The 24,631-nt window shown below is 48.0% G+C and carries 11 protein-coding genes; 1 reads left to right on the forward strand and 10 read right to left on the reverse strand.

Going from position 1 to position 24,631, the window contains the following annotated elements; genetic code table 11:
• From WBG78_RS17340 to WBG78_RS17380, 9 genes are all read right to left on the reverse strand, one after another.
• Positions 1-8,721 carry a GH36-type glycosyl hydrolase domain-containing protein gene (locus WBG78_RS17340; RefSeq protein WP_337327725.1) on the reverse strand — a complete coding sequence of 2,907 codons (8,721 nt, stop codon included), beginning with the start codon at positions 8,719-8,721 and terminating at the stop codon, positions 1-3.
• A 178-nt stretch (positions 8,722-8,899) separates the two neighbouring features.
• Entirely contained in the window at positions 8,900-9,235 is a 336-nt protein-coding gene (locus WBG78_RS17345; RefSeq protein WP_337327726.1) for a response regulator, read from the reverse strand.
• A gap of 223 nt (positions 9,236-9,458) precedes the next feature.
• Positions 9,459-15,641, reverse strand: a complete 6,183-nt coding sequence (locus WBG78_RS17350; RefSeq protein WP_337327727.1) for an alpha-2-macroglobulin family protein — start codon at positions 15,639-15,641, stop codon at positions 9,459-9,461.
• A 532-nt stretch (positions 15,642-16,173) separates the two neighbouring features.
• A complete protein-coding gene (locus tag WBG78_RS17355; protein WP_337327728.1) occupies positions 16,174-17,127 on the reverse strand; it encodes a transketolase family protein in 954 nt (317 codons plus the stop codon).
• 316 nt (positions 17,128-17,443) lie between these two features.
• Positions 17,444-18,835 (reverse strand): vWA domain-containing protein, encoded by a 1,392-nt coding sequence (locus WBG78_RS17360; RefSeq protein ID WP_337327729.1) that lies wholly within the window; start codon positions 18,833-18,835, stop codon positions 17,444-17,446.
• A 108-nt stretch (positions 18,836-18,943) separates the two neighbouring features.
• Positions 18,944-19,795: a transketolase gene (locus WBG78_RS17365; protein ID WP_337327730.1), complete on the reverse strand. Its 852-nt coding sequence runs from the start codon at positions 19,793-19,795 to the stop codon at positions 18,944-18,946.
• A 52-nt stretch (positions 19,796-19,847) separates the two neighbouring features.
• Entirely contained in the window at positions 19,848-20,306 is a 459-nt protein-coding gene (gene bcp / locus WBG78_RS17370; RefSeq protein WP_337327731.1) for a thioredoxin-dependent thiol peroxidase, read from the reverse strand.
• 7 nt (positions 20,307-20,313) lie between these two features.
• A complete protein-coding gene (locus WBG78_RS17375; protein ID WP_337327732.1) occupies positions 20,314-22,263 on the reverse strand; it encodes a M23 family metallopeptidase in 1,950 nt (649 codons plus the stop codon).
• Positions 22,223-22,837, reverse strand: coding sequence for a fumarylacetoacetate hydrolase family protein (locus WBG78_RS17380; RefSeq protein ID WP_337327733.1), 615 nt, complete (start codon positions 22,835-22,837; stop codon positions 22,223-22,225). Before WBG78_RS17380 ends, WBG78_RS17375 begins: the two co-directional genes overlap by 41 nt.
• 91 nt (positions 22,838-22,928) lie before the next feature.
• Between WBG78_RS17380 and WBG78_RS17385 the strand changes: the two genes are divergently transcribed.
• Complete coding sequence (locus WBG78_RS17385; protein WP_337327734.1) at positions 22,929-23,726, forward strand: M48 family metallopeptidase; 798 nt, start codon at positions 22,929-22,931, stop codon at positions 23,724-23,726.
• Between the two features lie 77 nt (positions 23,727-23,803).
• Here the strand turns inward: WBG78_RS17385 and WBG78_RS17390 are convergent, their stop codons facing one another.
• On the reverse strand, positions 23,804-24,607 hold the full coding sequence (locus WBG78_RS17390) for a 3'-5' exonuclease (RefSeq protein WP_337327735.1): 804 nt from the start codon (positions 24,605-24,607) through the stop codon (positions 23,804-23,806).
• Between the last annotated feature and the right edge of the window lie 24 nt (positions 24,608-24,631).

Consider the following 24,631-nt stretch of genomic DNA (forward strand, 5'->3'; position numbering starts at 1 on the left):
CTAGTGTCCTGTTGTCAATGCAGCGTGATCCCGTTGATGAGGCAGCTGATAGGCAATCTCCACATCATGGGTGGCGCCGTCGTCAACCAGTGTGATATAATTGTTGTCAAGGTTCCTGCCGTCTAGCCGTACCGTTTCGGTGTCCTCCGTGCGCCTTGCGCGGATTCTATATGTAGATCCGCCCCATCGGTAGTCGATACTAAACTCGTTCCAGGATGGTGGGGTCACAGGCGTCAGCCATAATTTGTCGCCTTCGCGTCGTATTCCCAGCAGAGAAGATACAATGAGTTGATACATCCACCCGGCTGATCCAGTGTACCAGGTCCAACCGCCACGGCCGGTGTGGGGATGTACTCCATATACATCAGCGGCCATCACATAAGGTTCAACTTTGTAAACATTGATTTCCCCTGGCTTGCGTCCGTGATTTATAGGATTGATAAGGGTTAGAAGCTCCCACGTCCGCGCTGCATCGCCAAGTTTGGCAAAGGCCATGATCATCCAAACGGCAGCGTGAGTGTATTGTCCACCGTTTTCACGTACGCCAGGAACGTATCCTTTGATATACCCGGGATCAAGAACAGATTTGTCAAATGGCGGGTCGAGCAACTGGAGTAACCCTTTGTCGCGATTTACGAGGTGCCGGTTCACAGCCTGCATTGCTTGTCGTGAACGGTCGGGATCACCTGCCCCCGAAATCACCGACCAGCTCTGCGAGATCGAGTCGATCCGACATTCGTCATTTGAGGCTGAGCCAAGCGGTGTTCCATCGTCGAAGTAGGCGCGACGATACCATTCTCCATCCCATGCGTTTAAGTTGATGTTGCGTTTAAGTTCGACGGCGCTTGATTCACATAAAGAGGCAAACGTTTCATCGTGGTCTTTGGCCAAAGGAATGAAGCGAATCAACACGTCGTAGAGGAAGAACGCGAGCCATACACTTTCTCCGTGTCCGTGTATGCCGACCATGTTCATTCCGTCGTTCCAGTCTCCGGAACCTATGAAGGGAAGACCATGATCTCCAAAGCGCAGGCCGTGCTGTATGGCGCGCTTGCAGTGCTCATACAGCGAGGCACGCTTTTCAGATATGACAGGAAGATCGTAGTAAGACTCTTCCATGTTATTCAATGGCCTGCCTTCGAGAAACGGCACGGTCTCATTAAGGATGTCAATGTCGCCGGTGGTAGAAACATATGCCGACGTTACATAGGGCAGCCAGATGAAGTCATCGGAGCACATTGTTCTCACGCCGCGACCAATAGGAGGGTGCCACCAGTGCTGAACATCACCTTCCAGGAACTGCCGCGATGCAGCGAGAAGGATCTGGTTCTTTGCCAATTCCGGTTGTGCGTTGAGCAGGGCGAGTACGTCCTGAAGCTGATCGCGGAATCCGAAGGCACCGCCAGATTGGTAGTAGCCACTTCTTCCCCAAAGTCGGCATGCCATTACCTGATATTGCAGCCAGCCATTGGTGAGGATGTCTATAGAAGGATCTGGCGTGTTGACCTTCACGACCCCCAGGCTATTTCTCCAGAATTGTTTTACTTTTTCAAGGCTCTGTTGGGCATTGCGCGCACCCCGATAATTCTTAACAAGGTGAGTTGCTTCAAACCGATCCTTGCCTGCCCCGAGCCTAAACACAATCTCCCGTGAGCCATCGGTGGCCAACTCTACGGTTACACGCAGCGCAGTACAGGGGTCGAATCCTGCGCCAGCCTTTCCAGACAGGCGTGTCTTGCGCATGGCATCGGGACGTTCAAGAGTGCCGTTGATGCCGATAAACTCGGCGCGGTCGCTGGTATATTCATACTGTGGATCATCGACGTCAAGAAAGGCGGTACGATTTGGAAATTCGAGGTTGTAAGCATTCCTGGCCAATAGGGCGCCCGTTGAAGTATCGAGTTCAGTAATAATATGTGCAGAACTTCTGGATCGCAAATCGGCGAGCACCCACTCCAGGTACTGTGTAACCGACAACGTACGAGGCCGCCCCGAATGATTCTGAATGCGAACGGATAGAAATCGGATTGGCGCCTCGAGGTCGACAAATACAGTAACGCTGATGATGAGACCGTCGTACGCGTGCTCATATGTCGTGTATCCGAATCCGTGCCGTGTGATGAAAGGAATAGTTTTGCGGCACGGGAGCGGCGTCGCGGACCAGTATTCGCCCGACTCTTCATCCCGAATATACAGCGCTTCTCCGCTTTTATCAGTAACCGGATCGTTGTTCCAGGGCGTCAGCCTGAATGAATGAGCATTCTCACACCAGGTATATGACATACCACTTTCTGAGGCTATGCAGCCAATGTTTGGATTGGCAATGACATTTATCCATGGCAACGGCGTGCGCTCTGAACCATTGTATTGAATGATGTATTCGTTACCGTCTTCCGAAAAGCCGCCAATGCCATTAAAGAACTTTAATTCTACCTGAGGCAGGCTTATCGCAACGGGTATGTGTTGTTGCAGCGTCGTGATGTAAGGCACTGTTTGTTTGCCCGGTGCACGTCGATTAATCTGATCGGCAAGGGTGCCCCGGCTGTCTGATAGTACAACCCGCGCGACGGCCTTTAAAAGTATTACGTCTTCAGCCGATACCTGATCCATCGGTCGAACGAAGATACGTCCCTGTTTGTCCTGCGTGTTCATACCAAAGCCAGCAGCGATGAGGCTTTGAATCTGATCCTGCAACACCTGTCGGTATCCGCTGGCATCCTGGTTTAGTATAACCAGATCGACCGCAAGACCCTTCAGGTGCCAATATGCCTGAGCTTGTATTAACTGCTTGACAAGCGCAATGTTCGCGCTGTCTGAAACTTCCAATAATACAATTGGAAGATCGCCGGAAATAGAATAACTCCACAGTGCCGATTGTCCCCTTTGATTCTTCATCAATACGGATGGTGAAGCCCTCAGGGCCGGATTCGCGTAGATAACCGAGCCGGCAAGGCGAGCGTATAGCTCGGCCTCCTCTTCATTTGCATTGATCTGCCTTAGCACGACCTGGCTATGCGTCCACGAGAGTTCGAACGCGCGATCTCTGAGATGGCGATCCTGATACTTATCGATAAGGTGCTGGCATTCATTACGTGCAATAGCAGCACCCATAATCAGGTCGACAATAATAGTTTCTTCGGGTTCAACAATAACCCGGTGTTGTACGGAAACTATTGGATCAAGCACCGGACCCTGAGTTCCACTCAATGGCTCACTAACCTGAATTGCGCGAGGATTAGCTGATGAATAGCCACGGCCCACAAAGCCATAGCGATCGGTTTCGTATGATGTAGAAGGAGTGTTCAGGCTCGTCACTTTCATAGCGTGAAACATCCATGGAGGAGTTTCGTCTTTTGAACGCGACCTGCGGGTACAGACAATAGCGTGCTGCGCCGTCAGGATCTCAGTCTGTACAAAAAGATTGCTAAATGCAGGATGCAGCGCATCCGCCATCTGAGGAGCCAGCACGGCTTCAGAGTAACTAGTGAATTCTATATGCCGTTTGCTGCGGGTTCGATTCGTCAGGTGAATTCGTCGGATCTCGATATCGTCCTCAGGTGACACAATCACCTCGGTATAAGTTTCAAAATTGTTTTCACTCCGTCTGAATTCCACTCGTCCCTGAGAGAAAATAGCAGAGTACTGTTCAGGATCCGCTAACGTAGGTTGGAAAGTATTTGACCAGAGCTTGCCATTTTCAAGGTCGCGAATGTAACAGAACGTACCCAGTGAATCCGTTGTACTGTCTTCACGCCAGCGGGTTACTGCAAGCTCTCGCCAGCGACTGTAACCAGCACCTGAATTGGTGAGCATAACATGATACCTTCCATTCGATAGCAGTTGAACCTCCGGCGTCGAAGTATTCGGAGTTTGTACAACCCGAATCATGGCATGAGGCGGTACGGGGGTGATATCTTCCATCTCGGTGGACGCCGTGTAATGTCCAACGGTTTTAGGCACTTGCTCCTGCAAGAGAAGAAGCGAGGTTTGGAATTGAACATCGGCCTCAAATCGTCGTTGCATTGGTTGGTCAAGCAGGAGATAGGCCAGCGACAGTAAACTCATACCCTGATGATGGGCCATAAAGGTTTGAATCAATACCTGAGATTGACCGCGTGGAAGACGTGAAGGTGTAAAATCAATGGCTTCAAAGAATCCATATTTGCCTTCAAAGCCGGAACTTCTGAGCTTCATCAGGTTTAGAGTCGCTGCCTTCGGATCGACCATCAATGCAAGCACAGTGGCGTAAGGGGCAATGACTAGGTCAAGTCCAAGTCCCCGCTTAAATCCAAGGCCAGGTACACCAAAGGCTCTGTACTGATAGATAAGGCTGGAGTCTACAATATTATAGCACGACTCAGAAATTCCCCAGGGAATACCACTGTGCCGTGCATATTCAATCTGCCTGCTAACGGTGCCCTTATACGTTTCGTCGAGTAACGTTCGATCATATGTTGGCATAACGAGCAGCGGCATCAGGTACTCAAACATGGAACCACTCCATGACAACAGTACTGGTGTCTTGTCGGAAGTAGTGAGTCTGCGTCCCAGGGCAAACCAACTTTCCTGGGGTACTTTGTTTTGAGCGATAGCAACAAAGTTCGCTAACCTTGCTTCGGAGGCTAACAAATCATAAAAGCTGGAGTCCCGAACGTGCGTATCAACGTTGAATCCAATTGCGAGCAGGCGTTGAGATTTGTCATAGAGAAAGCCGTATTCCATGTCGGAAAATTCAAAGCACCTGTCAGCCAGCTGATGTAGTGTAGCCACCAGGTTGCGTGCGCGTTGACCAACTTCGACCAGGGTCGCGGATGGTTGTTCCAAAACGGGTGCAATCTCTTCCTTGTCAATTGTGTTGTTTTCGGAAGTATTACCGTGCGACTCCTTGTCTATTTGCGACAGGTCCCACAGGGTTGGAATGCCATGAGCGTGTCTCGTCATAAGAGCTGCTGGTACGGTACCTGCAGAAATCCATGGCGTCATCGACTCAATTGCAGTTAAAATCAAATCGACCTGATTGTTAAGCAGCCCCAGCCAATAACGCGCGTCGGCAGTGAGGTCATCGGCAGCGATGTCCTGGTTCGCATTAGCAAGTTCAACTTTCAAACCCGTAAGGAATTCATGGAGATCTTCTAACCGGTGTGGGATAGTTGGCTTGCGTTGTAAGAAAGAGGACGTCAGTTGATTAAGTCTTGGATTACGCGCGCGGAAACTCTCCTCTGCAATGAGCAATGTATCGAATAAACCTTCGACTGCATTGTTAGGTATGAAAGGACTGTGGATGAGTTCGAGAAGACCCTGGCGAAGAGTGAGCAGGTGGCCTGCCAGATTTCCACTGTCAACTGTTGATATGTATCGCGGATAAAGAGTCTGCAGAGTTTGCGTGTCATACCAATTGTAGAAGTGGCCCTGGTATCTTTCCATCTTTTCCAGAGTAGATAACGTGGCCGACGTACGGTTAATCACGGTCTCAGAAGTGATGTATCCGAAATCATAAGCGGTAAGGTTTGCCAGCAGTGACAGTCCTATGTTGGTGGGTGATGTGCGGTGCGCAACAACAGGAATAGGATACTGTTGAAGATTATCAGGAGGCAACCAGTTGTCGCCTGGCCCGACCAGGTCAACAAAAAATGCCCATGTCCTTCTGGCAAGCGTGCGCAGGTACTGATGTTGCTTTGAATCTATTTGCGACCGTGACGATGGAAGAGGCTTGCTCAGCCACCATATGATTAATGGCGATACCATCCATGCGATCAGGATTGGCGCCGCCATAATAAGAGCTTCGGGTCTTGCGACAATAAGAAATATCGTGGTGAATACTGACAACGCTGGTGAAAACCACATCTGCGTATAGCTACTCAGTGGCCCTGCCTTGTCCGTCTTCATAAAGCCGGATGGATTCCATTCAAGCAGATTACGGCGACTGAAATGGACACGCCAGAGCGTACGTATGATTGCATCGGCGCTGTAAAACGCTTCATAGGGCAGACAAATAAGCGTGAATGCAGATTGTTGAATTCCCTTGGAAGCGCCGCTTAACGTATTCCTCAAATGCTGTGAGCGATCTATTTCAGGCGGTTTGTTCAATGCGTGCCATATCGACATGAGGAATGGCGGAAGCATGATAATAGCCGTAATGCAAATGGTCCACAAAAGCGGCTCTCTTAATACGGTCCACGCCAGAAGGATCAGTGCCAGGAGTGCAATTGGAACAACACTCCTTCGAAGGTTGTCAAAAATCTTCCAGCGGGACAGAAATGAAATTGGATTTCTGTGCAGGCGCTTATCGGCAGCAATGGCCCAGGGCAATGACCAATTGCCAATTTGCCAATCACCTCTGATCCACCTGTGTCGGCGCGCGACATCTGCCGAATAGCGCGATGGATAAGATTCATATAACTGGATGTCACTGGCATAGCCACATCGGGCATATGATCCTTCCAGCAAGTCGTGACTTAGAATACGGTTTTCGGGAAATCGTCCGCTAAGAACACGCTCAAACGCTTCAACGTCGTAAATACCTTTGCCAATAAATGATCCTTCGTTAAATACATCCTGATATACATCCGACGTGATCCTCGTGTATGGATCAATGCCCGAATCATTTTCATGCATTCGCGTATATCGGGAGAAAGTAGCGCCATGCAGACTGAGAGCAATTCTAGGCTGTACTATTCCATATCCCTCGACGATGAGTCGTTTCCGCTCATCGTATGCCGGGCGGTTGAGCGGGTGAGCCATAAGGCCCACGAGTTTTGATGCACTGTCGTGTGGCAATTGTGTATCGGTATCCAGGGTGATGACATATCGGATTCCCTGTAGTACACCAACAGCACCGCTAATGACACTGAACCTATCGAGGTCATGTCCGAGCAGAAGCCTGTTGAGATCACTTAGTTTGCCTCGTTTACGTTCATAGCCCATCCACTTTCTTTCCGTCACGTTCCAATGGCGCGGACGGTGTAGCAGGAAAAACCGGTCGGAACCGGGAAGCGGATACTTTTGGTTAAGCCTTACGATTGCCCTTCGGGCAGATTCTATTAACTCCACATCACCGGGCAGCGTTTCTTTGTCGGCGTCCTTGAGATCGGTTAACAAAACAAAGAAGAGATTGGGATCGCGATTAGCGAGGAAGCGTACTTCGAGATCATCAACTAATTCCTGCGCCTGGGAAGTACTGTCGAGCATCGTCGGCACGACCACCAACGCTTTATGTTCCTCCGGAATGCCTTTGGAAAAGTCTAGCTTCGGGAGTGACCTGGGTTTTACAAAAAGTGTAGCCCACCAGTTGACAATAGCAATGGCAAAATGACTTGCGGCAACTATTGATAGCAATCCAACCAGGATCGTCGGCCAGGTCACACCGTGCAACTTCCAGGTATGATAGGTGAGCAGAATTGCTGTTGTTGCACTGATGATAATCATCAATAAGCCATACATGCCTCGGACACGCCCCCGGAAAAACTGATAGATAGATTCACTGAACTTCAGTTTGATGCCGGCGCGGCGCTCTATCGTTTTACATCCTGGACCAATCAACCAGTAGCCTATGTGCGTTTGCCTCGCAAGTGCTTCGCTTCGTACGTCGTCTCCTGCGTTTCGTGCAGCGTCTAAGGCAAACTCAGCAACCTTATTCTCAGGAGCTTTACTTTGCTTGGAGATCTTCTCAACGGCATGCCGGTACTGGTCACGAGTGTGAAAGTCCATCTTCGCATATACTCCAGCCGGATCTTCTCTTAGCAGGCGCTCTACAACGCTCAATTCCTCGACAAATTCCCTCCAATCCATTTTTGCAAGGAACCGAAGGCTATTAATACTATTGCTGACTGACAACTGATCGGCTGCCTGTTTGGTATTTTCTGCCAGCACCAATTGATTAATTGACGTGGATGATTCAGCGAGGTGTTGTTCAATCCAGGTAAGCGGAAGATTAAAATCCAGTCCCTTCCATTGGAGTTTTCTTGTAAATTCGGCAACAAACGCACTCACCATGGGAGGATTGGAGCGCGCCATGTCGGCTATCACCAATACGAGGTCTTTAGAACTTTCCTCGGCTGTTTTAACAACTCTTTCGCCCCATTGATCTGCAAGGTCAGCGTCTTTCCGATCCACAGCAATACGCGCTGCGACCCGACTGAGATTCTCAATCAGGGCAAGCCTGAGCATGATAGGAATTGCCCACAGCTCCCCAATGGTGAGGTAGTTCACCTTCTGATAAGCATTGATAAAACTTGTCAGTATGTTCAGGTCGACACGACCGTCGCTATGTGATATGATTTGAATAGCTATATCGTATACACGTGGATAGCCAGCGGACGGTCCGGTTGCGAGTCGGGGTAAGCCTTTACTGTATTTCTTTGGAAGATATTTTTTTCCAATGTTTACCTGCTCTTCAATGAGATAGAAGTTGTCCAGTAACCATTCTCCAGCCGGTGTTATACCCTGCTTCTCGCGTACTGCAATGTGTAACAGGTTGGCGACCTCGAATAATGTCTGTTCATTTTCTGATAGTCGCTTCAGCAACAATTCCGGAGAGTCTTTTTCCGACAGCTGATGTGCCTTTGCCAGCTGCTGCGCATGGCCGTCCATTTGATCCAGGCTGAAGAGCTCAGAACGCAGCGGCGGTCTGTCATACACTTCGTGCCTTGCAAATTTATCTTGCTGGAAATGACTCAAAAAAGGAGTAAGTATTTCATCAAGGGAATTTTGCCGTCCTCGCATGCATCACCATTTAAATTTCTGATGTTATACGAATGACTAAAATCATTCCACTTTGAAGGTGCTTAACTCATATCGTCGGCACTATGGACGCTGGCAAGCGTGAATTGCGTCAGCGACTTGAACAGGGAAACCTGTATGTGGTTGCAAATAACATTTGAAAGTAACCCGATGCATCTGATTAGCCGAACATTTTCGTTAGTTCCTCAAGCAACAGGGGCTTTTCAAGTATGCGGAAATTAGAGGCGGAAGTTTTGGGAACGTCCAGCGCGCTGATAAGATTGAGCTGAGTTTTTGGATAATTAAGTAGTATATATTCGGTCTGGCCCCAGCCAAATCCATCTGGAAGGTTATTATCCAGAAACAGAAAGTCCGGGTTCTGCTCTTCCAGTAGTTTCATTCCATCGGCAATAGTATGCGCAACATATACATCTATGTGCTTTGGGTTAAGGAGTCGTTGAAAAAGTATTCCCAGATCTTCCTCGTCGTCAATAATAAGAACTTTCTTGTTTTTCATAACCTTTCACACCAAAGTGTTACGAAAAAATCTTACCAGAAAAATGATTGCGAAAGGATGTTGCCTGCGTTCATCGACAAATGAAGTGCGGATTGGTGCACACAAAATTGTGGATTTTTTTCCCGCTGAAAAGGCGACTGGAACATGTCCAATCGCCTTTAGCGGGCTTGCCACTTTATGAAATTCCGGTTCAATGGTCTCTCATCAGAATGGCAATCTGACCCTATTTAATTTGAACGCGTATACCCGCAGAGTGACTTGTAAATTCCGGTGCATACATGCATTGAATAGTTGTAATTCCGTTTGAGAAATCACCTTTTTGAGACGCTCTCAATTTATATTCAAAGACGTAGGTCGCTTTCCGGAGATAGCCTATGAAGAAATTGGTGGCCATGTCGCGGGTACTCTCATAATAGTGCAGTCCATCCTGGTATCGATAGGTCGAGAGGGTGGACACTGGCTCAAATCCTGAAGCACGCATATCTTTTATATGCACATACTCCATGTCACGATCTACGCGTATTTCGAGGCGAACAACGATCTGGTCTCCACGCTTCACCGCAGAGTTGTTGTCGATTGCTGTAAGCACAGGTCCGGCATTACTTAGCTGTTCAATAAACAATTGCTTCTTCAGAGACAATGGAGTAGAAGCAGGGGTGATCTTATCCAGTTGCTCAAAGTATTGCCAGTATGCGGCACCCCAGGCAACACCGTCATCGTGTTTTTCAATATGTATGTCGCCAGTCGTGCTGGTAATTTCGCTGGCTTGCCATGATGTTTTGAAATAACCTGTTCCTGCCTCTGCCTTAATGTCCGGCCGTGTGGCTGGATCAATTCGTTCCTTTCCGACAACAATGTCTACCTGCGATGGCTTCGTAAGCAAATCGGTCCCACGCATGAGTAATGCATAGCAAGCTTCGGAGGTAGCTTTCGTTGTTTTCCAGTCTTGTGTTTGCTTCTGCTTGAGCAGCCATACTTTCTGCGCCTCAACTGCTTCACGGTCTTTGGCAACTTCATCAAAGACTTCTATCATGAGCGCCTGCGCCTCGATAGGTGCCTGATACCAATAGTAGCCACGCTCTGATTTCCAGTACATGCCCATCTCTTCAGATGTTAACGCACGTTCGCGGAAGGATTTGATCATGGCGGCTGGCGTTGCCTGGTCGCCAAATCTCGATAATGCAAGAGCGCTTAAGCCTTCGATGTAGATATTGTTCCATTGCCAATATTTCTTTGCCTGACCTATATAGTAGTCGAAGGCGCTTTTTGCATGCGCAGGTATCTCGAGCGTTGTGAAGTAGCTGCGCGCATACAGATATTGGATCTGCGTATATCCGATCTGGCGGTCTTCCAGCTTGAGCTGCTTCTTTGCGGCCAGGGCTTTCAGGCGCTCATAATCATCCTCGATCTGATGATCGAGATAAGACACGGCTTTCGATAGCATGTCGTTGATCATTGCATTGGAGCCCGTGCGAATAACGCCCATGCGGTCCAGGTGGCCCAGGCCAGCGACGATGTGTTGGGTCATATAACGGTCCTCCGGCATGCCTGGAAACCATGGGAATCCACCATTGGAAGACTGAGCCATGGCGATCTTTTGCAATGCGCGTTCCTGTTCTCCGCCCATTCTGTTCAGGTCAAACAGCAATGCCACGTTTCGTTTTCGTTCCGATTCATTGTTTGATTGCAATACCCATGGCGTCTCTTCCAGCAATGCCGATTTCAATTCCTGGTTCTTTTCAAGCTTCGATAGGAGCGCATCTGGCTGAATAGTTCTCCACGTATCAAATACCTGCTTTATGCGGGGGTTGCTGTTTGCAATGTGTGCAGCAATGCTGTTCGCGTAGAACTTGCTGAACGTTTGCTCGATGCAATCATAAGGATACTCCATCAGATACGGCAGGGCCTGTATCGCATACCATGCAGGGTTTGAGGTGAACTCCAGCGTGAACTGCTGATGACGCAGCGTCTGAGATTTATTGTTGATGAGTTTTTCGAAACGAAAATCTTTCGACTGCTTGCCACGGATCGGCAGGGGCAGGGTTTCTGTAACGAGCATCCGGTTGGTAACTACCGGGATCGTCATTTCTTCGCCGTCAGAAACATTTCCCGCGGTTACATGAACGCGATATGTCACGGCCTGTAGCCCTTCCGGTATTTCGATGTTCCAGTCCACCGTTGTGCTTTGCTTTGGAGCTATAGAAAAAGGTTGCTCTGATTTTGAAGTATTAGAAAGCAGATTAACAACCTTACCAGTGAACGGATCGATGAATTCCAGCTGGGCCTTTCCCTCCAAAGATTTGTCTACAAGGCTTGATACTTTAACTGAAAACATCATCTTATCGCCTTCGCGAAAGAAACGCGGCTGATTAGGCGCAACCATCAGTTCCTTTTGTGTGACGAGGTGATTGGTAACCAGGCTGTGCTGCAGAGACTTTGTATGCGCGAATCCCAGCATCTTCCATCGCGTGAGTGCCTCAGGCACCGTGAAGTTGATGATCACTTCACCTTTATCGTTAGTTTGTAAATGAGGGAAGAAGAATGCTGTCTCATTAAAGTTTGAGCGCGTTTTCGGGGGAGCGGGAGTTTCCTGTGCCTTTGGCTGCCCCTTTGAGTCATGCGAAGTGTTCTTATCCGCCGCGGTAGAATCGGCCATGACGCCTCCAGCTGATGCCTGCGCATACACAGCCTTTTCTTCCATCACCATTTCTGCTTCTGCAGGGGCAGCAGGCATAGCCATCTTATAGGCGCTGCCTTCCTTCTTATATCGCCTTGAAGCGTAACGATAAGAATACAGACTAAATTCAAACCAATTCAACCTATCAAAGTCTGCGGTCTCGACATAACGCGAATCGAACTGATTCCAGGTTGAACTATATACTGACAGATCGCGTGTATCGAAGCCGTTGGCACTGCTCCAGTTCAATCGCGACGCATTGGTACCAAATAAATCGGCCGACCAGTCATGAGGTCTGAAGCTGTCAAGCGATTCATCGTAGAGGGAAGCTACCATTTCAGCGGCAACCTTGTCAGCATTCTTTCCTTTGATCAAAAGCTTCCACTGCTCAGCCTGGCCGGGTAACAATTTGTCGCGGAATGTCTCGAATACTACGTCCAGCATCTTGTTTGTGCGCGGGACAACAATGGTGCGATCCTCTTTATACAAACGGCTATCACGTACCGAGGTCAGATGTAGCGTGATGTTTCCCCTGTATTCCTCCTTTAATGGGATTTCGAAGTGACGTTGTCCGGTGCTGAGGGAAACCCATTCACTCGATAACAACTTCCCATCGAGCTCCAGTTCATAGAGCACACGGATGTTTTTGTCGGACGTACCTAAAGCAAAGCCTGCTTTATCGCCAGGCTCACCAGCGAGCTTCGAGGGCTGGAAGTAAAAGATCGAGTGGACAGGCGGTGTATTGGACTTGGGTGAAAATACCGTAAAGTATTCTTCGTATTTAACCTCTTTGCCATCTCGATCTGTTGTCGTGCCTTCCAGTACATATTCTCCCGGCGACCATCGGTTTGCGCCCGCAAGCACAATTGATTTACTCTGTTGAGTGTCGAAGGATGCAGACATAATCTGTTTATCCTTTTCCCATTTGTGTTTGTTAAGCTCGTCTTCGTAAAGGTCGCGAGGGAATAACTTGTAGAACTCATCTCTCGGGTAAATCGACCGGTCTGGCTGCGACCAAAGTCTTGAACGAAACAGACGATTGGGTTGGCGCAACGCAAAGATCTTTATAGTTCCCTTTGCCGGCTCGAACTGGCCATTAAAGTTCGATGTATTTATGGCAACAACTTTCTCTTTTCCTCCAAGACTTTCGACATCGATGTTGCCCACGGAAACATTCAGCAAAAGTGATTTGTATCCGACGGATACGGTCGTTGATTGACTATGTGTCTCTCCGTTTATGTCAGTGACATCGGCATATAGCGTGTAATCGAAGGTTGGATCAGTTGCCGGATCGATTGAGAGGTCAGGGATAGCCGTAAAGCTGACTTCAAATTTTCCGGAAGTGTCAGTTACCGTTTCGCCATGAGTTATCTCCAGCGATGGACTCGTAGGAGCGATTCTCCAGTAGCTCCACCAGATTGGATAACGCGCATTCCGCACGACACGGTAAACGACCTTTGCCTGATCAATGGCATTCCCTGCGTATGCTGCAGCAGAGCCGCTTGCTTTGATGATATCGTTGAGACGATACGATCCTTTCAGGGTATCCCAGACAACCTCAAACTTGGGACGCTTGTATTCTTCAACTGAAAAATGAGCAGAACCTGTTCCGCCCTGGTCCTGTATATACATTTCGCCGGTAAGACCTGATGCAGGGGCAGTGAACACACCGCTGAAAGTACCAAACTCGTTTGAGGTCACTTCTATCTCCTGACGCACCTGGTGGTTCACGTCATATAGAGCGAGCGTTGTTTTGTGACGCGTAACAATTTCCGACGTCCTTCCATCGGTGTTCACAACAAGTCCTTTGAAGAAGATCGACTGACCCGGACGGTAAATCGACCGGTCGAGAAAGAAGTGTGTCCTCAATTCACGATGTGTCTCGCCCGACTCGTACTGATAAATATTGCCTTCATAATAACCGCGCGTATCGATTGGCGAAGTATGGATCTTGTCTTCCTTGTGTGTAAACTCCATGTGGAAATTCCGCTCGCCATCTTTCTGGAAAGGTATCCTGAAATAGCCTTTAGCATCAGTCGAGTAGGTGCCGATCTTTGTAAGGTTCCACCGGTTGACCTTGTAGTCGTAAATGTTCTTATAGATATCGGCACGAACGCCAGCCAGTGGCTCTCCCGTTGTGCGGGAAATAACAAAGCAGTCAGTGCTGTTATCTCCTGCTGAACGGTGTATATAAGCCATGTTGGAAATAGTGGTGAATGCATACGCTACGGCATTCTTGCTAGTAGAGAAATCGTCACGGTTGCTGACCAGAATAATATATTCTCCAACCGGTAGCTCGTCCACTTTAATTTCGACGCTGTGCTGCTGAAAGTCTTTATCATCGGGCAAGTCAAAGCGTCCGCTCTTTAGGGCCTTCTTTGCCGTGAAGTACTCAATAAACTTTTGTTCCTGATCTACTTTATAATTACGCTCCCATTTCTTCCGTTCTGCCTGAACTTCGGCACGGGTTACGCGAACCGCACGATAATAAAGAGAGGTGATGTTCCTGTATTTTACGAGTCCGCGAAAGGGGAGACCAGGAACATTGACTTCTTCAATAGTTGCCTCCAGCGATTTCGACTTGATGCTATTTCGCAGGTTTTCACAATGAACTGCACCTTCTGAGTCACGGAAGCGGGCAATTGCAGAATCACAAATCTCCAATGCTCTCTTACGATCCCATTTGTGGGCGTCACCCTGAAGCGGTGAGTATAATGACGCCATCCCGTCAAACACAGAGGCCTTCAGGTGTGTAACCCGCGTCGAAACGGGATGTGTGATTGTACGTTTCTCCAGTTCTGTCAGCGCGCTTAGATAAAGTTCCTGTTTGCGCGGAGACTTATGATTAGTAAACAGGAATACCAGCCTTCTTATATCAATGTCGGCAAGCGGCTCAACATCTTTATCCTCCAGATGAAACCGTATTAAATCCTGAATTAATGTCAATGAGAACGCATCCATCGAAAGCGAATCTTCCTGAGGAATTGTAAGTGTTGCAAATTTTAGAGCAGGCTGGAAGTATTGTTCATCAATAAGTACAAACGAGTTCGCTGGCCGGTTGATTGATGCCTCGCCCTGCTGAGCAAAGTCGAGTGCACGATGTGCCAGGAAATCATAAAGGGTAGGACGGTAGCGACGACCGATTGTGTTGCCTTTGTAAAGGATGTCGTCGTAGATGCTGATGTTAGTTGCCTTGCTCTTCTCAGTCTCCAGGAGTGACTGCCTGTATTGTGAAAAACTCTCTGCTACAATTTTGTCCAGCGACCACGTTGTAATATCGTCGTCGTTATCATTGGAGATACGGGTACGGTCCTGGAAGCGATATCTGTTTGACTGATAATACTGCCAGTACATTTCACCCAACATGGAATGTAGCAAAGGCTTTACCGGAAAAGATGCAGTGGCTAACTCCGTCCTGATCCTGTTAAGATTTAGAGCGACGGCGTTATCCTCTTTATATTCTGCGAATTTAAGTTGGTGCACAACGGCTTTTACAAGCTGCCCGGCGTTATTGTCCTGCTTTGCATGCTCGTAAATAATGTTAACAGCCTTGAGGGCCGACTCGGGCAGCTGTTTGTCATCGAACTCCTGGACTTCTCTCCAGGCCTTGTTGTAGTCGAACGGTGTCATGGATCCTGTTTTGGATTGCGCACATGCGAATGGCACATAGATCATAGTATGAATGATCAGTACCCACAGTGCTGTGTGTAACAATTGTTTTTTAGTCATGCCGCGTTCTCTGTTTGATTCTCTCATTACGCCATGAAGATGCAAAAACAAAACCGATTCCATAAAGAGTACTCGTTGTTGTGCTGATAATGCAGAACAATGCAAATGGTAACGTTTTTTCTTTGCGAATTCTTCGTGAATCGTAACGATTCATCAAACGAGAGTGCGCATCGGAGATTGCCGCAACGGGTCAATAAATAATGGGTAACATACTGTTGTCAAGAAGTCGGCTTGCGGGGAATCGAATAACAGCAACGCGCAGCGACTTAGACTTGAAGTTTGTGGCCTTTATGGAATACAACGGCAGCTTTGTAGGCCCTAACACAGCTTCAATACGCTATGATACGTGGAAGTAACCTGAATGTTTCAAGGAAAACCCATCGAGGAATTCCCGACGTCAATATAATATGTTATGATTTGAGCGGCCAGGTAAGGCAACGTTGGGATTCCCAAACCTCGTCACGTATGCTCAAAGCAATTTCACCCCGGAAGGTATCCGGCACTAATTCAACCCCCAAAAACTGATTTGGAATTACTTCTTCCTCTTGATCACCTTCTCAACTGCTGCGACGATGTTTTCAGGACCAAGTCCGTACTTCTTCAGCAATTGAGTTGGCGTTCCACTCTCTCCGAACGAATCCTGCACTGCAACCATTTCTATTGGGCTGGGATTGAATCGTGACAACACCTGGGCAACGGCGTCGCCGAGACCACCGTTTATCTGATGTTCTTCACAGGTAACTGCGCAACGCGTTTTCTCGACAGACTTCAATATCGCTTCAACGTCGAGCGGTTTGATGGTGTGAATATTAATCAACTCGACACTAATACCTCTTTCTGCGAGGATTGCCTCTGCCTCAATGGCGCTCCATACCAGGTGACCACAAGCGAATATCGTGACATCCTTGCCTTCAATCATCTTATCAGCTTTGCCGATAGTGAACGGGCGTCCTGTTGTAAATATCGGCCAGGAAGGGCGGCCAAAGCGGAGATACGTAGGACCTACGTGATCACCCAGGGTGATGGTTGCAAGCCTTGTCTGCTCATAGTCGCAAGGAACAATCACCGTCATGCCGGGAAGCATTTTCATCATACCGATGTCTTCGAGGATCTGGTGAGTGGCGCCGTCTTCACCGAGAGTAAGACCAGCGTGAGACGCGCAGATCTTCACATTCTTATCGGAATATGCGATAGACTGACGAATCTGATCGTATACGCGACCGGTAGAGAAATTGGCAAAAGTGCCCGTGAATGGGATCTTGCCGCTGATCGACATACCGGCTGCAATACCCATCATGTTTGCTTCTGCAATACCGATCTGATAGAAGCGCTCAGGAAATTCCTTCTTGAAGGCATCCATTTTCAATGAGCCGGTGAGATCGGCGCAAAGAGCCACTACGTTAGAGTTTTTCTTTCCCAGTTCGTGGAGGCCGGCTCCGAAACCGGAACGAGTGTCTTTCTTTTCGGTAAATGTGAATTTGGTCATGAGCAATGCTGCCTTTTTTAGAGCGCCGCTAAAGTCGGAAAAGTTTTACATTCTTCCGAGTGTAAAAAAGTTGTTAAAAACGGACCAGAATGCAACAGCCCCGGCCCGCCAACGTATACGTTCGAAAAATACTCCACCAGCTATGTCAGACGGCACAGCAAATAAGAAACTCATTGTCTGGATTGTGATCTCTGTGGCGATTGCCATTTTGCCATGGATCGTTCTGGCTACCGGATTGACCGACTAAGAAAGTCATGACTCCGGTTCAGGAAGATGCTCTTCGTTCCTAATCAAACCTACCTGCTATTACCCGAAATCAGTTGAAGACGTTAATAATTAACGTTTGTCCTGGGTTGAGTGTAAACTTTTTAAATGCCGTGAACTTGCTACCGGTGGTTTGCCTTACGCGGAATACAATCTTGTATTCGCCTGGCAACAGGGTAAGGGCAAACTGCGACTTGAGATCATTTACATTACAGACCCATTCCTGTGAACCGTCTGGTTTCATCTCGTAAACGCTTCCGTACCCTGGTGAAATGGTATTGAAGTTCACGACGCCGGGGGTAGGCAGAAGAATTGTTTTGTTCTTGTTGGCCTGTATGTCTACCTCGAAAGTCCTCCTTGGCAGCGTCAGCACTTCCACGTCATAGCTTCCGGTTAGATACCGGAATGGAAGGTTGCTACCCTGGACATTGATAATATTGTTCTTGCCCCGCTCGCGGACTATGGACTGCAGGTTATTGTCCCTACGGCCTTCCTGCTGGACAATCAGGTTACCCTGCGGCGCAGGTATGACAAGATCATTATGCTTACCAATATTGATCCTGACATCTCTCCTTACAATCTGAGGGACGGTGTTCACAACGATGTCGTACTCAACAACGGGATCGATTTGAACTGTATCCGGCCTGCCCTGACGATCCAGATAGTGAACGAAATCAAACATTGGCAAACCGGTTTGGCGGTTTAAAAAGGTGACGTTGACATTTGTCTCTGTAGGACGACCCGACGCGTCAAGTAAGCTAACCGTTACTGTTGTCTTGGCGAAACTGGATTCAATAGCTTCGTTCAGCACATCGTAAAACTTTCCAGGAGTATCAGCATTGACATACTTGCCCGCGCATTCCAGTGTTTTCTCTGACTGCAGTCCGAGACCTATGATGTATGGTCTTAAAAACACTCCTTTCTTCTGCATAGCCTGCGACATGGCGCACAGGTCACCACCACAAGACTCAATCCCATCGGTGACCAGGATAACAATGTTTCGATAGCCGGGTCCGGCGGGAAAGTCATTGGCTGCCTGCTCGAGAGAGTAGGTGATCGGAGTTACACCCTTAGGTTTGATCTCCTGAAGCTTGTTAATAATCAGTGAATGATTCTTCGCCTTGAATGGAACTTCAAGCCTGGTGTCTTTGCAATTCTTTTGCTCCTGGGGTGAGATGTGTCCATATACCCTGAGTCCGAGTTCGAGATTCGAGTTTTGCTTCAGGGAATCAACCAGCTTTGACATGATTGACTTAGCAACGGTCCATCGCGTTTGGTTAGGTCGCTGCCATTCCTCCATCATGCTTCCTGATGCGTCGATCAGAAAGAGTATGCGTGTCTTTTCCGGTAGCTTTTGCTGAACTTTATTCTGCGCCAATACAGAGGACACTATTGCGCATAGCAGTAGGGTGGTAGCAAGGATGAATGGGAATCGTCCTGTCATTTAATACAAACGGATTGCCAGCGGGCGAATTGCACCGGTCGTATGTTTATAGGAAAACAAAGCGAGTAGTAACTGGCTCGTTTGACGAGCGGTCCAGTTATGTGTTAGCTAGTAATCGCCGAGAGTTTCAGGTAGCTGAGCCAATGCTTTTGCAAGCTCTTCATCATTCGGTGCTACACCATGCCACTTGTGCGAACCTACCATATAGTCAACGCCGTGGCCCATTTCAGTTCTCATCAGATTCATCACAGGCTTGCCTTTGCGTGCCTGCGTCTTGGCATACTCAAGAGTTTTGATGATTTCCTCCATGTTGTTGCCATTGCTGTCAATGACTTCCCAGCCAAATGATTCCCACTTTGCCTTCAGGTCGAGAAGACTGAGGATTTTATCGACAGGACCATCAATTTGCTGGCCGTTGTAATCAATAGTGGCAATGAGGTTATCGACTTTATTAGCACCGGCATACATGGCTGCCTCCCAGATCTGGCCTTCCTGCTGTTCGCCATCACCCATAAGCGCAAACACAAAGCGATCGTCCTTGTCGAGCTTCTTTGCCTGAGCAGCGCCGATGGCAACAGATAATCCCTGTCCCAATGAACCCGACGCTACCCTGATGCCTGGCAAATGCTCATGCGTTGCCGGGTGACCCTGCAGCCTTGAGTCAAGCTTGCGAAAAGTACTCAGCTCTTTTACATCAAAATAGCCGGACCGCGCGAGGACTGAATACCATACCGGAGAGATGTGACCATTAGAAAGGAAGAACAAATCTTCACCCTTCCCGGACATATTAAACTTTGGATCGTGCTTGAGAATGTCGAAATACAAAGCCACGAAGAATTCAGTGCAGCCAAGTGAACCGCCGGGATGACCTGACTGACAGGCATGTACCATCCTTACAATGTCTCTTCTTACTTGTGATGCAACATTCTTAAGCTTATTGATGTCGGGAGCCTGACTCATGGAAGTAGATATTTCGCGTGAATATAAAACGGAGGTCGTCCGGGAGCAAATATTACTTCGAATCCTTAAGAATCTGTTTGGTGTGGGCCTTCGTATCGACCTTTGAAATTATTTCTTCAATCTTTCCCTTTTCGTCAATAACAAACGTTGTACGCAACGTCCCCATGAACTTTCGGCCATACATCGACTTTTCACCCCATGTTCCATACTTGTCATGCACGACCTTATCGGTATCCGCAAGCAGGGGAAAGGGAAGCTTTTCTTTGTCGGCAAATTTACGGTGTGACTTCTCGTCGTCAGAGCTGATACCCAAGACAGCATAGCCCCGCTTTTGAAGCAATTTGTAGTTATCGCGAAGGTCGCAAGCCTGAGCGGTACAGCCCGGCGTCATGTCCTTAGGATAAAAGTATAAGATCACCTTCTGTCCCTTATAAGACGACAACTTCACCGCATTGCCATCCTGGTCATTCGATTTGAAATCAGGAGCAGTATCGCCGACCTTAAGCTTCATTTTAATATTAAAGGATTTTTTTGGAGTACTTTGACTTGTTGCCTGCGTTGTCTGTAATGATCAGCTCAAAATTGCCTTTGAGGTTATCTTCAGCTTTGAGTGTGCGTGACCAGATGGTGTTTGATTTGCTATCGTATCCCATCAACAACCACTTGCCGTCAACATAGGCTTCAATCTTGTCAACGCCTGAAAGATCGTCTTTAATCTTGAAACGTGCGTTCTGACTGTTGACTACCAGCGGCGTTATTTTCGGTCCGATTGAGTCACGCAGAATTGTAAACTCACCAAACTCTCTGGTGTTAAAATTCAGGCGGCCATTCATCCACTCGCCCTTGCCAACATATGAATATGACTTACCGGCAACGCGATAAACACCCACGCCGGGTTTAGCAGGATATTCGAGCGTCGGTTTAAGCGACACTTCTATGCTCTTATAAAGAGGTACAGTTCTGTTACCAATGGTAAAGATCTCCTGTTTGCCTTTCAATGTGTACTCAGTATTGAGATAGAGTGTATCGTAGATGGCGCTATTGGGGAAAGTCACGTCCATGAGATCACCATAGTATTTATAGTCCGTTCCACTGGGAATGCTGGCATTCAAATGCGAAGCAACAGTTTTGCCGCATACAGAAACAGAGTCTGGCACGAGCTTCCGAAGGTCGATCAGATACACTGCACGTTTGTCGTTGTAATAATCAGCATCTACTTCGATGGAGGCTCCATTGGCGTAGATTGTAGCCTTGTTGGAGCTGCTATCGCATGGCTTGCTAATGACCATCATGGTATTTTCAGAGATATCATAGCCGATGTCGAACACATAGTTCTCAAGGGATTTCACCTCTTTGATGGGAGCTGTCGACTTGAGTGTAAAAGTTAGCTTGCTCTGATTTCCATCACTGTCGCCCATGGCAATTTCAACCTTTGAGTCCTTGCCGGACCTTACTTTTATCTTTCCGGATCCAAGTCCTGCGTCGTAGAATTTCAGATCGTTTCCATCATCAATATAGAGCTTGTAGAATCGCGTGCCGTAGTTTCTCATAGTCTTGAAATCCATGAGAGAATAGATCGCGCGCGTTTCAGCGACATTGACACGTTCGATAGCCTGGTTAAAAATGACCTGGCTGTCAACTTTCATCTTGATATAATTCACACCGCCGTAGAACTGGCTTTGTGGTGAAAGCCTGTCCTTAGCGACGAGTTCAACGCCGATATTTCCCGAGGCCATGATCGGTGCTGAGATGATATAGTTGTTGCCTACTCTTTGTGCATAGAATTCAAACCGTCCGAAGCGATCGTTGATGCGGGAGTTTGCATCCAGTGTCTTCAATGCGATCTTCTCTGCTGCCGGAGGCAGGTTGTCAACCAGCTCGGGGAATCCAGCAATCTTGAGTGGATCGAGTGCGAAATTTTCAGAGTCGCGAATATCAAAATGTAAGTGTGGACCACTTGATGATCCCGTGTTTCCTGAGAGAGCGATCAGTTCACCTTGCTTAACGGGAAATTGATCGGGAGTAAATGTCAGCTCGAGTTCTGTTGACTTCTGATCATAATGCTGTTGAAGCACATACTCTCCAAGCTTACCCGAAAATTTCTCTAAGTGTGCGTAGAGGGTCGTGTTGCCGTCGGGATGTGTGATGTAGATAACATTGCCATAGCTTCCCGGTGTAACGCCAATGCGTGAAATATAACCACTCTTTGATGCTACAACAGGAAGGCCGATCATGTTGTTCGTGCGGATATCGATACCACTGTGGAAGTGAGTACTGCGCAATTCTCCCATGGTGCCGGCGAGCGAGCCAGGTTGCCCCGGATTTACGGGATACAGATACTTTTCTTCTGCCGGAAACTTTTCAATCGGTTTAGCGAACTGGGCCTGCGCAGCAAATGGGAGCGCAGAGAGAAGCCAAACACAAATTCTACCGGACTTCGAATTCGAGAAGTTTTTCTTGTTCAACATAAGCGGAAAGCACATTACCAACCTTGACAGGGCCAACACCTTTCGGCGTACCCGTAAAAATTAAATCACCCGTTTTGAGCGTAAAAAATCTGGACAAATACAAAATTATATAATCAAAACTGAAAAGCATAAGGCTGGTGTTGCCCTGCTGTTTCGTTTCGCCATCTACCTGTAAGCTGAAATTGATGTTTTTCAGATCGCCAAAAGCTGACACCGGGATAAACTTATCGGATATGGGGGCAGATCCGTTAAATCCTTTGGCGATGTCCCATGGCAGACCTTTGTCTTTGGCTTTTTGTTGCAAATCGCGCGCCGTAAAATCGACTCCGATGCCTATTGCATCGTAATACTTGTGCGCAAATTTTTCCTCAATGTTCTTACCCTCTTTACAAATTCTCAACACCAGTTCGCCTTCATAGTGAACATCCTTTGAGAAGTCGGGATAATAAAATGGCGCATTGTTTCGGAGCAAAGCTGTGTCGGGCTTCGTGAAAATAACCGGCTCATCGGGACGTTCGTTGTTTAACTCCTTGATATGCTCGGCGTAATTTCTTCCTATGGCAAATATCCTCATGACTCTTTGGGCTGGCGCAATGCTGGTTTACAATTCACAAATCTATGAAACAATCCGGCCCGGGATTTGTACTTTTGGCCAAAAAAATGTCATGCTGAAGAAGTTATTGTTATCTCTTGCTGTTGCACTGGTCCTGTTTGCTTGCGCCAAGGTGGCCGTGACAGGGCGAAGCCAGTTAAGCCTCGTTTCCAATGCTGAGATCATTCCCGTAGCCAATCAACAATACGATTCTGTAGTGGCTAAAGGTCCGCTTTCAAAGAATCGGGAGCAGACTGAAATGGTGAAGAGGGTAGGCCTAAAGATTGAGAAGGCTGTGGAAGAGTACATGGCGCAAAAGAATCTGTCATCGGAGCTTGAAGGCTTTAAATGGGAGTTTAATCTCATTGATGATCCTAAAACTGTTAATGCCTGGTGCATGCCCGGTGGAAAGGTTGCTTTCTATACCGGCATCATGCCTATCTGCCAGGACGAAACTGGTGTAGCGGTTGTAATGGGGCATGAAGTTGCACACGCTATCGCAAATCACGGGCGTGAGCGCATGAGCCAGCAGATGGTAGCACAGTACGGGCTGAGTACCGTTGGAGCTCTTATGGGCCAGAATCCAACAGCAGGCCAGGCACTATTGATGCAGGCAGTAGGTGCCGGAACAAACCTTGGCATGCTAAGCTTTAGCCGCTCCCATGAGTCAGAGGCTGACCATATCGGTTTGATCTTTATGACGATTGCAGGGTATGATCCGAATGCAGCACCAGCCTTCTGGGAACGCATGACGAAAATGAGTGGTGGCGCAGAACCTCCTGAGTTCCTGTCTACTCACCCGTCGCATAGCACCCGCGTTGCAGACCTGAAAGGCTGGATCCCGGAAGCGTTGACATACAAGAAGAAATAACAAGTCAAACCATAGGATATATACAGTGAGAGCGGCCTTCAGGTCGCTCTCATTTTTTTAAATATTGAAGAAGGGCTCTATCGCTTAAACCCTCTCAGCTTGATCTCCGTGACTTTTCGCTTCGTGTCCAGCGGGAATTCTCCATTCATTATCCAGTCGTAGTAAGCCGGCTCCTGTTTGAAAACATCGGTCACCACCCGGTTCTTATGCTTGCCAAAGTTGAAGACTTCCTGACCCTTCTCATTGAGTATCATGCGGCCACTAAGGTCAACCTGTTGTACCGACGTCACTTTATGTAAAGCTTCCATGTCGTTTTTGATTTCACCAATCTTCCGATTGAGCGTATCAGTCACTTCCTGGTTTTCGTATCGCTCGACCTGAGCCAGCAATACGTCCATCGATGCTTCGGTGTCGGCTTCAGCGGTATGACTGTTCTCAAACTCTTTTCCCAGGTAGAACTTATAAGCAGCCGATAGCGTCCGCTTTTCCATCAGGTGGAAAATCTTTTGTGAGTCGATAACCTTTTTTCGGGTATAATCGAACTCAACGTCGGCGCGAAGAAACTCCTCGACGAGTAACGGAACGTCGAACTTCATAATAGCAAATCCCGCCAGGTCAGCACCTTCAAAGAACCGTGCATACTCTTTGGCGACCGCTTTAAACGTTGGCTTGTCCTTTACGTCCTCATCGGTGAGTCCATGTATCGCGGTGACTTCAGGCGGTATGGGTATCGTTGGATTGAGCACATTCGATTTGCGCAGGATTTCACCACCCGGCATGAGTTTGATGACGGCAATCTCAACGATACGATCCGTTATGATGTTTGTACCCGTTGCTTCGAGATCAAAAAAGCAAAGGGGGGTCTTAAGATTCAACTTCATGGAAACCAAAAGTAACGCGCAGTG

It is taken from the genome of Chryseolinea sp. T2, assembly GCF_037203685.1.
GTDB lineage: Bacteria > Bacteroidota > Bacteroidia > Cytophagales > Cyclobacteriaceae > Chryseolinea.